Raw genomic sequence first — 12,332 nt, 5'->3', positions numbered from 1 at the left:
GCGTGCTGACGATAGCGGGACAGCAACTCTATCGCTTGCTGCAGCAGCAGGGTATCAGGGATGACCGGGTACTGCGGGCCTTGGCCTGCTTGCCCCGGGCCCAGTTCGTCGACGAGGCCATGGCCCACAAGGCCTGGGACAACAGCGCCCTGCCCATCGGTTTTGGCCAGACCATCTCCCAGCCCTACATAGTGGCGCGGATGACGGAAGAGCTGCTGACCGGCCACCTGCCCCGGCGGGTGCTGGAAATCGGCACCGGCTCCGGCTTCCAGACTGCGGTGCTGGCGCAACTGGTGGAGCAGGTATTCACCATCGAGCGGATCAAGGCGCTGCAGTACCAGGCCCGACGCCGGCTGCAGCGGCTCGATCTGCACAATGTGTCGACCAAGCACGGGGATGGCTGGCAGGGCTGGGCCAGCAAGGCGCCCTTCGACGCCATCCTGGTGACGGCAGCGGCCAGGGAAACCCCGGAGGCATTGCTGTCCCAGCTGGCGGACGGTGGCCGTATGGTGATCCCGGTCGGGGAGCTGCGCCAGTCCCTGTGGCGTTACGAGCGCCAGGGCAACAACTTCTCGCGTACCGAGCTGGAGCCGGTGCGCTTCGTACCTTTAGTGAAGGGTGAGCTTGAGTGAAGATATTTTCGCGGTTGTACCGGCAGGTGATGATGTGGGCGGTCCACCGCCATGCGCCTGTGTATTTGTCCATGACCAGTTTCGTCGAGTCTATTTTCTGGCCGGTGCCGGTGGACGTGATGCTGGCCCCTATGGCCCTGGCCAAACCGGAACGGGCCTGGCGTTATGCCGCCATGGCCACGGTGTTCTCGGTATTGGGTGCGGCCTTCGGCTACCTGCTGGGTTATGCCCTGTGGGAACCCCTGGTCGAGCCTTTCATCAACACCATGGGTTACCAGGACAAGATGCAGGTGGCCCAGCAGTGGTTCAGTGAGTGGGGCGTCTGGGTCATCTTTATCGCCAGCTTTACTCCCATTCCCTACAAGGTGTTTACGGTGACCGCCGGCCTGTTGCAGATGGCCTTTCTGCCCTTCGTGATGATTTCCATTGTGGGGCGAGGGTTACGCTTCTTCCTGGTGGCGGGGTTGATGGTATGGGGAGGGGTGCGCATGGAGCGCAAACTCATCCAGTACATCGATCTGCTCGGCTGGTTGTGCGTGGCGGCGGCCGTGGTGGCCTACCTGTTGCTGAGAAACTGATGCGGAGGCGGGGCGGAAGCATCGGGCTGTTAGGCGTCATGCTGGCGTTGCTCGCCCTGTTGACCGCCTGCTCCGCCTCCCGTCCGGCCCCCGTCTCGGGGGTGGGCCCCCGTCCCCCGGCGCAGGCCGACGGCCGTACCCATACCGTGGTGCGGGGAGACACCCTCTATTCCATCGCCTGGCAGGCCGGGACCGATGTACCCACCCTGGCCCGCCATAACAATATCCGGCCGCCTTACAACATCTATGTCGGACAGGTACTGCGCCTGGATGTACCCGGCGGCAGGCGTACCTTCTACCGGGTGCAACGGGGGGATACCTTGAGCGCCATCTCCCGCAAGACTGGTCATTCGGTGGCGGACCTGGCCACCCTGAACAGCCTGACGCCACCTTATCGCATCTATGTGGGGCAACCGCTGACCCTGCGCACCGAGCCATCGGCGCCGCCCAAGCCGGTACCCGCGACGCCTTCTTCACGGGCGCCAGCCGCCCGGCCGTCTGCGGTTGCGACGGGAGCCAAACCGGCTGGTACGAGCACGCCGCCAAAAGTGGAGAAGCCTCTTGCACCCGCTCAAGGAAAAGCATACGCTGGTTCCAAAGTACAAAAAAACGCCGCTGTCAATACCGCTATCGTCTGGCAATGGCCGACCCAGGGACCCATTATCTCCGGGTTCTCGTTGGCCGAAACCGGCAATAAAGGGATTGATATCAGGGGGAGCAGGGGTCAGGCCATCAAGGCAGCTTCTGCAGGTAAGGTAGTTTACGCAGGGAATGCGCTACGTGGTTACGGCAATCTGATCATCATCAAACACAATGATGATTACTTGTCCGCCTACGCTCACAACGAAGTGCTCCGGGTCAAGGAGCAGGAAGCGGTGAGTGCGGGTCAGCACATAGCGGATATGGGTAGCAGTGACACTTCTGATGTCCGGTTGCATTTCGAGATCCGGTATCAGGGGACATCGGTTGATCCGATGCGATATCTGCCAAAGCGATAGACACCGGGAGTCAGGTAGTACCCGGATTTAGGGAGAACTGCCATGAGTCATAGCAAAGACATCGTCCACGATGATGACGTGGATTTTGATGCTGATGTTGAACTGGAGGCGATCGCGGCCGACAGCGACGAGCAGGAAAGTATTCAGGAAGAAGAAATCCTCAGCGCCCCCAGTCAACGTACCCTGGACGTTACCCAGTTGTACCTGGGTGAAATCGGGTTTTCTCCGCTGCTGACCGCAGAGGAGGAAGTCCACTATGCCCGCCGTGCCCTGCGCGGCGATCTCGCCGCCCGTAAACGGATGATCGAATCCAACCTGCGGTTGGTGGTCAAGATTTCCCGTCGTTACAACAACAGGGGCCTGGCCCTGCTGGATCTGATCGAAGAGGGCAACCTCGGGCTTATCCGGGCGGTGGAGAAGTTCGACCCCGAGCGTGGTTTCCGTTTTTCCACCTATGCCACCTGGTGGATCCGCCAGACCATAGAGCGGGCCATCATGAACCAGACCCGCACCATCCGCCTGCCCATCCACGTGGTGAAAGAGCTCAACGTTTACCTGCGCACCGCTCGTGAACTGGCTCACCGGCTGGATCACGAGCCCACTGCCGAAGAAATTGCCGAGGCCCTCGACAAACCGGTCGACGATGTGTCCCGTATGCTCAAGCTGAACGAGAAGATCAGCTCGGTGGATACCCCCATCGGTGGCGACGGCGACAAGGCGTTGCTCGATGTGATCACCGACGAGCGCGACACGGATCCGGAAACCGAGACCCAGGAAGACGACATGCGCCTGAGCTTGGTGCACTGGCTGGAAGAGCTCAATCCCAAGCAACGGGAAGTGTTGGCCCGGCGCTTCGGCCTGCTCGGCTATGAGGCTTCGACCCTGGAAGACGTGGGCCGGGAAATCGGCCTGACCCGAGAGCGGGTACGGCAGATCCAGGTGGAGGCCCTGCGCCGGCTGAAGGAAATCCTGACCCAGCAGGGGTTGTCCATCGATACCCTGTTCCATAGCGACTGATAAACCACCAAGGCACGACCTCAAAGAAACGGTGGCGGAAACCTTGTTTCTGCCGCCGTTTCTTTATGCTTTTGACGCCTCACGCCGCGCCTGCTTCAACTGGTACAGCAGCTCCAGGGCCTGGCGCGGGCTCAGCTCGTCCGGCTGGAGTTCGTCGAGCAGCAGCAGGGCCGGATCCGGCTCGGCATCGAACAGGGGCAGCGAGGGCTGGATATCCCGCTGTGCCCGGGGCTGGGCGGCCGGCGGCTGATGGTCCTGCTCCAGTTCGGCCAGCTTCTGCCTGGCCAGTGCCAGCACCGGCCTGGGTACCCCCGCCAGGGCGGCCACCTGCAGGCCGTAGGAGCGGCTGGCCGCGCCTTCCTGCACCGCGTGCATAAAGGCGATACCGTCCTGGTGCTCGACCGCATCCAGATGCACATTGGCGACCCCGGGCCAGAGCCCGGCCAGCTCGGTCAGCTCGAAATAATGGGTGGCGAACAGGGTATAGGCGTGCAGCCGGTTGGCCAGGGCGTCGGCGCAGGCCCAGGCCAGGGCCAGGCCGTCGTAGGTGCTGGTGCCGCGGCCGACCTCGTCCATCAGCACCAGGCTGTGGCGGCTGGCGTTGTTGAGGATGTTGGCGGTTTCGGTCATCTCCACCATAAAGGTGGAGCGGCCCGAGGCCAGGTCGTCGGAGGCGCCGATACGGGTGAAGATGCGGTCCACCCGGCCGATCCTGGCCCGTTGCGCCGGCACGAAGGAGCCGATATAGGCCATCAGCACGATCAACGCCGTCTGCCGCATATAGGTGGATTTTCCCCCCATGTTTGGCCCGGTGATCACCAGCATCTTGCGATTTTCCGACAGGCCGAGGGGGTTGGCGATAAAGGGCTCGCTCATGACCTGCTCCACCACCGGGTGGCGTCCTTCCTCGATCTCGATGATGTCATCGTCGATCAGCTCCGGCCGGCAATAGTTCAGGCTTTCGGCCCGCTCGGCCAGGTTGGCGAATACATCGGCCCGGGCCAGCGCCGCCGCGCTCTGTTGCAGGGGCCCCAAATGTTTCAGCAGCCGGTCGAGCAGACTGTCGTAGAGCTTCTTCTCCAGCGCCAGTCCCTTGCTTTGGGCGTTAAGTACCTTGTCTTCGTACTCTTTCAGCTCGGGGATGATGTAGCGTTCGTTGTTCTTCAGGGTCTGGCGGCGCACGTAGTGCACCGGCACCTGGTGGGCGCTGGCCCGGCTCACCTCGATATAGAAGCCGTGCACCCTGTTGTAGGCCACCTTGAGGGTATGGATACCGGTGGCGGCCTTTTCCCGGGCCTCCAGCTCTTCCAGGTAACGGTGGGCGCCGGCGGCCAGCTCGCGCAGCTCGTCCAGCTCGGGGCTGAAACCGTCGCGGATCACGCCGCCATCGCGGATCACCACCGGCGGGTTGTCGATGATGGCCCGTTCCAGCAGATCCGCCAGTTCCGGAAACAGACCGATGCCTTCGGCCAGGGGATCCAGGCAGGAGGGTGAGGCCTCGGCAAGTACCAATTGGAGCTCAGGTAATGCCTGCAGGGCGGCGCGCAGCCGGCTCAGATCCCGGGGGCGGGCCGAGCGCAGCGCCAGCCGAGCCAACACCCGCTCCATGTCGCCCACCTGGCGCAGCAGGGGACGCAGCTCCTCATGGCGGCCCTGCTCCATCAGGGTGGCGATGATGTCCTGGCGCCGGTGCAGCTCCCGGAGATCACGGCTGGGCTGGTGGATCCAGCGTTTCAGCAGGCGGCTGCCCATGGGGGTGGCGGTGTAGTCCAGCACCTCCGCCAGGGTATTTTCCTGGGTGCCGGACAGGTTGAGGGTCAGCTCCAGGTTGCGGCGGGTGGCCGCGTCCATGATCACCATGTCCTGGCTGCGTTCCAGGCGAATGCCGTTGATATGGGGCAGAGCGGTGCGCTGGGTGTCCTTGACATATTGCAGCAGGCAGCCGGCGGCGCAGAGGGCGGTGGCGGACTGCTCTACCCCGAAGCCGACCAGATCCCGGGTGCCGAACTGCTGGCACAGCAGGTGGCGGGCTGTGCCCAGATCGAACTCCCATTCGGGACGGCGGCGCAGTCCCCTGCGCTGTTCGATAAGATGGAACCAGCCGAAGCCTTCCGGATACAGCAGCTCGGCGGGCTGGGTGCGCTGCAGCTCGGCGAGCAGATCCTCTTCTTCACGGAATTGGTTGACCACGAAGCGGCCGGTACTGACGTCGATAATGCCATAACCGAACTGCTGGCCGTCGTGGTAGATGGCCGCCAGGCAGTTGTCCTGGCGTTCACTCAGCAAGGCCTCGTCGGACAGGGTGCCGGGGGTGACGATGCGCACCACCTGCCGCTCCACCGGCCCCTTGCTGGTGGCCGGGTCGCCTATCTGTTCGCAGATGGCCACCGATTCTCCCAGCTGGACCAGCCGGGCCAGGTAGTTTTCCACCGCGTGGTAGGGCACACCCGCCATGGGGATGGGGGTGCCGGCCGACTGACCGCGCTTGGTGAGGGAGATATCCAGCAGCCGGGACGCCTTCTTGGCATCGTCGTAGAACAGCTCATAAAAATCCCCCATGCGGTAGAACAGCAGTATGTCCGGATGCTGGGCCTTGAGGGCGAGATATTGCTGCATCATGGGCGTGTGTTGGGTTCTGTCTTGATTCATAACCTAAATCAATGCCTTATCTTTTTATGAGGAGTGCTCTGGTGCCCCGGGCGGGCGATAGGCGTTGGCGCAGCCGGCCCGGGTCGGCATAATACCAGCATATTGGCTTGAGCACATGACCCGGGGAGAGGGCCTTGGACAGCATGATACTGGCACGGCAACTGGGCGATGCCCTGTTGCACCACAAGCTGATGATGGCGACCGCCGAATCCTGCACCGGGGGCGGTATCGCCAGTGCCGTTACCGACATCGCCGGTAGTTCGTCCTGGTTCGACCGGGGCTTCGTCACCTACTCCAACGCCGCCAAGAGCGAGATGTTGGGAGTGGCCCCCGAACTTATCGAACGCCACGGGGCCGTGAGCCAGGAGGTGGTGACGGCCATGGCCAGGGGGGCCTGTGCGCATTCCGGCGCCGGCCTTGCGGTGGCGGTCAGCGGTGTGGCCGGCCCTGGTGGCGGCAGCCCGGACAAGCCGGTGGGTACCGTCTGGTTGGCCTGTTACCTGGCGCCTGCCGACCGCCTGGGTTGCCGTCTGCTGCGGCTTGGCGGTGATCGCCTCGCCGTGCGCCGGCAGACCGTCATCGCCGCCCTGGAAGACTGCCTGGCGCTGCTGGCGTGAAACCGCACTTGATACTGTACGAATAACCAGTATACTCATCCTTAACATTATCGACGACGAATCAGCATTCATTCAGGGGAGCACCTCATGGATCAGAACAAAGAAAAAGCCTTGGCCGCCGCCCTGGGCCAGATTGAAAAGCAGTTTGGCAAAGGCTCCATCATGCGGTTGGGTGACAACAAAGCTTTGAATGTCGAAGCCATTTCCACCGGTTCCCTGTCCCTGGACATCGCCCTGGGCATCGGTGGCCTGCCCACCGGCCGTATCGTCGAAATCTATGGTCCCGAGTCCTCCGGCAAGACTACCCTCACCCTGCAGGTGATCGCCGAAGCCCAGCGTCAGGGCAAGGTCTGCGCCTTCGTCGATGCCGAGCATGCGCTGGACCCGGTTTATGCCGGCAAGCTGGGGGTGAACGTGGACGATCTGCTGGTGTCCCAGCCGGATACCGGGGAGCAGGCGCTGGAGATCTGCGACATGCTGGTGCGTTCCGGTGCCGTCGACGTCATCATCGTCGACTCGGTAGCGGCGCTGACCCCCCGTGCCGAAATCGAAGGCGAAATGGGAGACTCCCATGTCGGCCTGCAGGCCCGGCTGATGTCCCAGGCGCTGCGCAAACTGACCGCGAATATCAAGAGTGCCAACTGTCTCTGTATCTTCATCAACCAGATCCGCATGAAGATAGGCGTCATGTTCGGCAGTCCGGAAACCACCACCGGTGGTAACGCCCTCAAGTTCTACGCCTCGGTGCGCCTCGATATCCGCCGTATCGGCGCGATCAAGGAAGGAGACGAGGTGGTGGGCAACGAAACCCGGGTCAAGGTGGTCAAGAACAAGGTGGCACCCCCCTTCAAGCAGGCCGAGTTCCAGATCATGTACGGCGCCGGTATTTCCAAGGAAGGGGAGCTGATAGAACTGGGCGTCAAGCACAAGATTGTTGAGAAGGCGGGAGCCTGGTACAGCTACAAGGGCGACAAAATCGGCCAGGGCAAGGCCAATTCCATCAAGTTTTTGCTGGAGAACAAGAATATTGCCGGTGAAATCGAGCAACAACTGCGCCAGCTGCTGCTGACGCCCGCGGCCGCCAAAGAAGACAACGGTGAGCGGGATTATGAAACCGTGGCCGAGCTGGACGGACCGGACGGCAACAGCGACGATTTTTAACCCTCAGGCCGGGACAATCCCGGCCTTTGTTTTGGCAAGGTCAGCATGGAACCCAGTCTTGGCCCACAACAACTGTGGGATTGCGCCCTGCGACTCCTGTCTCGCCGGGATCATAGCCGGCGGGAGCTGGCCCAAAAGCTGCGCCAGCGCGGTTTTGAGCCAGCCCTCATAGAGCAGGCGCTGAACCGGCTGGAGCAGCAGCACTGGTTGGAAGAGCAACGCTTCGCAACGGTGCAGGTACGCCAGCATATCCTGAAGAAGCACGGCCCCCTGCGCATCCGCGCCGAGTTGCAACGCAAGGGCATCGGCCCGTCCGATATCGAGCGAGCCCTGGCAGAAGCCGCAGCCGACTGGTTCGAACTGGCCGAACTCTGCTACCGCGCCAGATTCATGCCGGCCGGCCGGCTGGATATCAAGGAAAAGGCCAGGCGCATACGGTACCTGCAGGCGAGGGGGTTCGGCCCCGAACATATCCGTCACGCCCTGGAAGCCGACTCGGAGTAACGCTTTCTCCGCTGCCACCGCAAGGCGCGTTTTACATTGGCCCGGATACCTTTTAAATTATCCGGGTCAACGCCTATGAACCCCAGCAATAAACAGGATTATCCATGCAGATGACCACATCTGAGTTACGCAGCGCGTTTCTCGAGTATTTCCGCCAGCAGGGCCACCAGGTGGTAGCATCCAGCTCGTTGGTGCCCCACAATGATCCCACCCTGCTGTTCACCAACGCCGGCATGAACCAGTTCAAGGACCTGTTCCTGGGGCTGGAGCAGCGGGCCTATAACAGGGCGGTCAGCTCCCAGCGTTGCGTGCGTGCCGGCGGCAAGCACAACGATCTGGAGAACGTGGGTTATACCGCGCGTCACCATACCTTTTTCGAAATGCTGGGCAATTTCAGTTTTGGCGACTATTTCAAGCGGGACGCCATCCGCTTCGCCTGGGAATTCCTGACCGGGGTGGTCAAGCTGCCCAAGGACAAGCTCTGGGTCACCGTCTACGCCACCGACGACGAAGCCTTCGATATCTGGGCCAAGGAGATAGGGGTGCCCGCCGAGCGCATAGTGCGCATCGGCGACAACAAGGGGGCCAAGTATGCTTCCGACAACTTCTGGACCATGGGGGACACCGGTCCCTGCGGTCCTTGCACCGAGATCTTCTACGATCACGGCCCTGAGATCTGGGGTGGCCCTCCCGGCAGCCCGGAAGAGGACGGCGACCGCTACATCGAGATCTGGAACCTGGTGTTCATGCAGTTCAACCGCCATGCGGACGGCACCATGGAGCCGCTGCCCAAGCCGTCGGTGGATACCGGCATGGGCCTGGAGCGGATCGCCACCATACTGCAGGGGGTGCACTCCAACTACGAGATCGACCTGTTCCAGGCCTTGATCCAGGCGGCCGCCAAGGCGGTGGGTACCCAGGATCTGGACAACAAGTCCCTGCGGGTGATCGCCGACCATATTCGCTCCTGCTCCTTCCTGATCGCCGACGGTGTTATGCCATCCAACGAGGGCCGGGGTTATGTGCTGCGCCGTATCATCCGTCGCGCCGTGCGTCATGGCCGCAAGCTGGGTGCCGAACAAGCCTTCTTCTATACCCTGGTCGGGGCCCTGTGCGAGCAGATGTCCGACGCCTACCCGGAGCTGAACAGCCAGCGGGCCATCATCGAGAAGGTGCTGCGCCTGGAAGAAGAGCAGTTCGCCCGCACCCTGGATCGGGGTCTGCAACTGCTGGAGGAAGCTCTCGATACCCTGGGTGACGCCAAGGTACTGCCGGGCGAGGTGGTATTCAAGCTGTACGACACCTACGGCTTCCCGGCGGACCTGACCGCAGACGTGCTGCGCGATCGGGACATCAGCATCGACGAAGCCGGCTTCGAAACCCTGATGCAGCAGCAGCGGGAGCGGGCCAAGGAAGCCTCCAACTTCGGGGTGGATTATTCCAGGGTGATCAAGGTGGACGGCCAGACCGACTTCACCGGTTACCAGCACCTGGCCGAGCCGGCCCGGGTGACCGCCTTGTTCAAGGACGGGGAACCGGTACCTGCCCTGATCGCCGGTGAGGAAGCCGCCGTGGTGCTGGACAAGACCCCCTTCTACGCCGAATCCGGCGGCCAGGTGGGGGATATCGGCGTCATCAAGATGGACGACGGCCTGTTCGTGGTCAAGGACACCCAGAAGGCCGGTAACGGCATACTGCATCTGGGCTATCTGGAGCTGGGCACCCTGGAAGTGGGCGAGGAAGTCACCGCCGCCGTCGACAGCCAACGTCGCCAGGCCACGGCCCTGAACCACTCGGTGACCCACCTGCTGCACGCCTGCCTGCGCAGGCTGCTGGGTGATCACGTCATCCAGAAAGGCTCCCTGGTCGGCCCGGATCGGCTGCGCTTCGACTTTTCCCACCTGGAGGCGATGAGCGCCCAGGAAATCCGGGAAGTCGAGGACATGGTCAACAAGGAAATCCGGGCCAACCACGCGGTGTCCACCGAACTGATGGACCTGGACGCCGCCAAGGGGGCCGGCGCCATGGCGCTGTTCGGCGAGAAATACGACGACGAGGTGCGGGTGGTGATCATGGGTGAAGCATCCACCGAGTTGTGTGGCGGTACCCATGTGCGGCGCACCGGTGACATCGGCCTGTTCAAGATCCTGTCCGAAAGCGGTATCGCCGCCGGTGTCCGTCGCATCGAGGCGGTGACCGGCGACGCCGCCCTGGCCTACCTGCATCAGCTGGACCACGAGCTGGCCCAGGCCGCCGGCCTGGTCAAGGGAGACCTGTTTTCGGTGTCCGCCAAGGTCCGGCAGGTGCTGGATCGCAGCCGGCAGCTCGAGAAGGAGATCGAACAGCTGAAGGCCAAGCTCACCGCCCATGCGGGCGCTTCCCTGCTGGAACAGGTCACAGAGGTGAACGGCACCAAGGTGCTGGTGGCCAACCTGGAAGGGGTGGATGCCAAGTCTCTGCGTGGCTCCCTGGACGACCTTAAAGCCAAGCTGCAGTCCGGCGTGGTGGTGCTCGCAACCGTGGCCGACGGCAAGGTCAGCCTGATCGCCGGGGTGACCAAGGATCTGACCGGCAAGGTCAAGGCCGGCGAGCTGGTCAACCTGGTGGCCCAGCAGGTGGGCGGCAAGGGGGGGGGGCGTCCCGACATGGCCCAGGCGGGGGGAACCGAGCCGGCACAGCTGCCGGCTGCCTTGGCCTCGGTCACGCCCTGGTTGACAGAGCGGCTATAATATCATTCAGCGGAGATGCCCTGACCGAAATAAAAAGAGGCCTGTCTATGACAGGCCTCTTGATTTAGTGGCCCGGCCACCCCATCTGTATGAAGGGGAAAAGCTAGGTTTTTTAGTACCTTTATCGGATAATAAATAACATTTTCGACTATTACATAGATTAGACAGGAGCAGCCAGATGCTGATTTTGACTCGTAGAGTAGGGGAAACCCTGATGATTGGTGACGAAGTCACCGTGACCGTGCTGGGCGTGAAAGGCAACCAGGTACGTATCGGCGTCAATGCACCGAAGGAAGTGTCTGTGCACCGAGAAGAGATTTACATGCGCATACAGGCCGAGAAGGGCACCGGTCAGGAAGGCCAGTACTAAGCGTATCGGGGCGTTTTTTGTTCGCATCGCCTGCTTTTAACTCATTGTGTTTAAAGAGTGTTCGAACAAAAGTCAGGTCTGGAAAAAGTGTTTGACTTATTTTGGCCGCACAGTAATATACGCCCCGCAAACACGGTGAGGTGGCCGAGAGGCTGAAGGCGCTCCCCTGCTAAGGGAGTATGCGGCTTATACCCGCATCGAGGGTTCGAATCCCTCCTTCACCGCCATTTACGCATCCGTAGCTCAGCTGGATAGAGTACTCGGCTACGAACCGAGCGGTCGGAGGTTCGAATCCTCCCGGATGCGCCATATTAAAAAGCAAGTCAGTTTTTAGAGAAGCATCCGTAGCTCAGCTGGATAGAGTACTCGGCTACGAACCGAGCGGTCGGAGGTTCGAATCCTCCCGGATGCGCCATCTAAGACTAAAACCAATCTGCATCCGTAGCTCAGCTGGATAGAGTACTCGGCTACGAACCGAGCGGTCGGAGGTTCGAATCCTCCCGGATGCGCCACCTTGGAAAGAACCGGCTTCAGGCCGGTTTTTTTACGCCCGCGATTTTCCTTTCTTGTATCCATAACGTGGCCATCTTGTTGTTTTATTGTATACAAATCACGTTGCTCAGGCAATTTATGAATATTTATTCTTAATTTATGGCTTTAAATGTGAGTTTTGTGGCTTGACTCATGTTTTTTTTGTAATCTTTACAACATTTTTCAAGATGTAACATTGCCAAGGTATCCTCAAGCTGGGTATGCTCTTGGCCGGATAGTAAACAGCAAGGAGCCTGCTGATGGATAATGTCTCTTCCCAACTGCTTGATGCCGCCAGCCTGATGGGCTTGGGGATGGCGTTCGTATTCGCCTTCCTCTCGCTGACCATAGTCGCGGTCAAGCTATTGTCGCTGGTGGCGGCCGAACCGGCCCCCAGACCGGCCGCCGCAGCCGCCATGCCGGCCACCCCATCCCAGGGCCTGAGCCCGCAGAAACTGGCCGCGATCAGCGCCGCCATCAAGCAATACAAAAACAATAAGAAAGGCTGAGCCCTGCTCAGACATGGACTAACTGGAAACGGAACTT

General features: G+C 61.4%; 11 protein-coding genes and 4 tRNA genes. 14 read left to right on the top strand and 1 reads right to left on the bottom strand.

The features are described from left to right. The first annotated feature begins 11 nt into the window (after positions 1–11). From ACT7DK_RS16660 to rpoS, 4 genes are read left to right on the top strand one after another with little or no spacing between them, the layout of a single operon-like run. A complete protein-coding gene (locus ACT7DK_RS16660; RefSeq protein WP_445402386.1) occupies positions 12–632 on the top strand; it encodes a protein-L-isoaspartate(D-aspartate) O-methyltransferase in 621 nt (206 codons plus the stop codon). Beyond that, a complete protein-coding gene (locus tag ACT7DK_RS16655) occupies positions 629–1,210 on the top strand; it encodes a YqaA family protein (RefSeq protein ID WP_445401116.1) in 582 nt (193 codons plus the stop codon). The genes ACT7DK_RS16660 and ACT7DK_RS16655 overlap by 4 nt, the downstream gene beginning before the upstream one ends. 38 nt (positions 1,211–1,248) lie before the next feature. Next, entirely contained in the window at positions 1,249–2,208 is a 960-nt protein-coding gene (locus ACT7DK_RS16650; protein ID WP_445401114.1) for a LysM peptidoglycan-binding domain-containing protein, read from the top strand. 42 nt (positions 2,209–2,250) lie between these two features. Beyond that, positions 2,251–3,225 carry an RNA polymerase sigma factor RpoS gene (gene rpoS, locus ACT7DK_RS16645; RefSeq protein ID WP_445401112.1) on the top strand — a complete coding sequence of 325 codons (975 nt, stop codon included), beginning with the start codon at positions 2,251–2,253 and terminating at the stop codon, positions 3,223–3,225. A gap of 63 nt (positions 3,226–3,288) precedes the next feature. Here rpoS and mutS read toward each other — a convergent pair whose 3' ends face one another. Next, positions 3,289–5,874, bottom strand: a complete 2,586-nt coding sequence (gene mutS, locus ACT7DK_RS16640; RefSeq protein WP_445401110.1) for a DNA mismatch repair protein MutS — start codon at positions 5,872–5,874, stop codon at positions 3,289–3,291. Between the two features lie 143 nt (positions 5,875–6,017). Between mutS and ACT7DK_RS16635 the strand changes: the two genes are divergently transcribed. The 10 genes from ACT7DK_RS16635 to ACT7DK_RS16590 all read left to right on the top strand — a co-directional run bounded on the left by ACT7DK_RS16635 (position 6,018) and on the right by ACT7DK_RS16590 (position 12,295). Then, entirely contained in the window at positions 6,018–6,491 is a 474-nt protein-coding gene (locus tag ACT7DK_RS16635; protein ID WP_445402384.1) for a CinA family protein, read from the top strand. An 87-nt stretch (positions 6,492–6,578) separates the two neighbouring features. Then, positions 6,579–7,652 carry a recombinase RecA gene (recA, locus tag ACT7DK_RS16630; RefSeq protein WP_445401108.1) on the top strand — a complete coding sequence of 358 codons (1,074 nt, stop codon included), beginning with the start codon at positions 6,579–6,581 and terminating at the stop codon, positions 7,650–7,652. 45 nt (positions 7,653–7,697) lie between these two features. Then, positions 7,698–8,156 carry a regulatory protein RecX gene (locus ACT7DK_RS16625; RefSeq protein ID WP_445401106.1) on the top strand — a complete coding sequence of 153 codons (459 nt, stop codon included), beginning with the start codon at positions 7,698–7,700 and terminating at the stop codon, positions 8,154–8,156. A gap of 104 nt (positions 8,157–8,260) precedes the next feature. Next, positions 8,261–10,885: an alanine--tRNA ligase gene (gene alaS, locus ACT7DK_RS16620; protein ID WP_445401104.1), complete on the top strand. Its 2,625-nt coding sequence runs from the start codon at positions 8,261–8,263 to the stop codon at positions 10,883–10,885. Between the two features lie 178 nt (positions 10,886–11,063). Then, positions 11,064–11,255: a carbon storage regulator CsrA gene (gene csrA, locus ACT7DK_RS16615; protein ID WP_445401102.1), complete on the top strand. Its 192-nt coding sequence runs from the start codon at positions 11,064–11,066 to the stop codon at positions 11,253–11,255. Positions 11,256–11,389: 134 nt separating this feature from the next. Further along, positions 11,390–11,482: transfer RNA gene (locus ACT7DK_RS16610), tRNA-Ser, on the top strand. 5 nt (positions 11,483–11,487) lie between these two features. Next, positions 11,488–11,564, top strand: a tRNA-Arg gene (locus ACT7DK_RS16605). 29 nt (positions 11,565–11,593) lie between these two features. Beyond that, positions 11,594–11,670: transfer RNA gene (locus ACT7DK_RS16600), tRNA-Arg, on the top strand. Between the two features lie 20 nt (positions 11,671–11,690). Beyond that, positions 11,691–11,767 (top strand) — tRNA-Arg (locus ACT7DK_RS16595). Between the two features lie 279 nt (positions 11,768–12,046). Next, positions 12,047–12,295: an OadG family transporter subunit gene (locus ACT7DK_RS16590; protein ID WP_094040500.1), complete on the top strand. Its 249-nt coding sequence runs from the start codon at positions 12,047–12,049 to the stop codon at positions 12,293–12,295. Positions 12,296–12,332 lie beyond the last annotated feature (37 nt).

The sequence above is a fragment of the Zobellella sp. An-6 genome, assembly GCF_052487945.1.
Note: the sequence above shows the minus strand (reverse complement) of the source record. Positions and strands in the feature narration are given on the sequence as shown.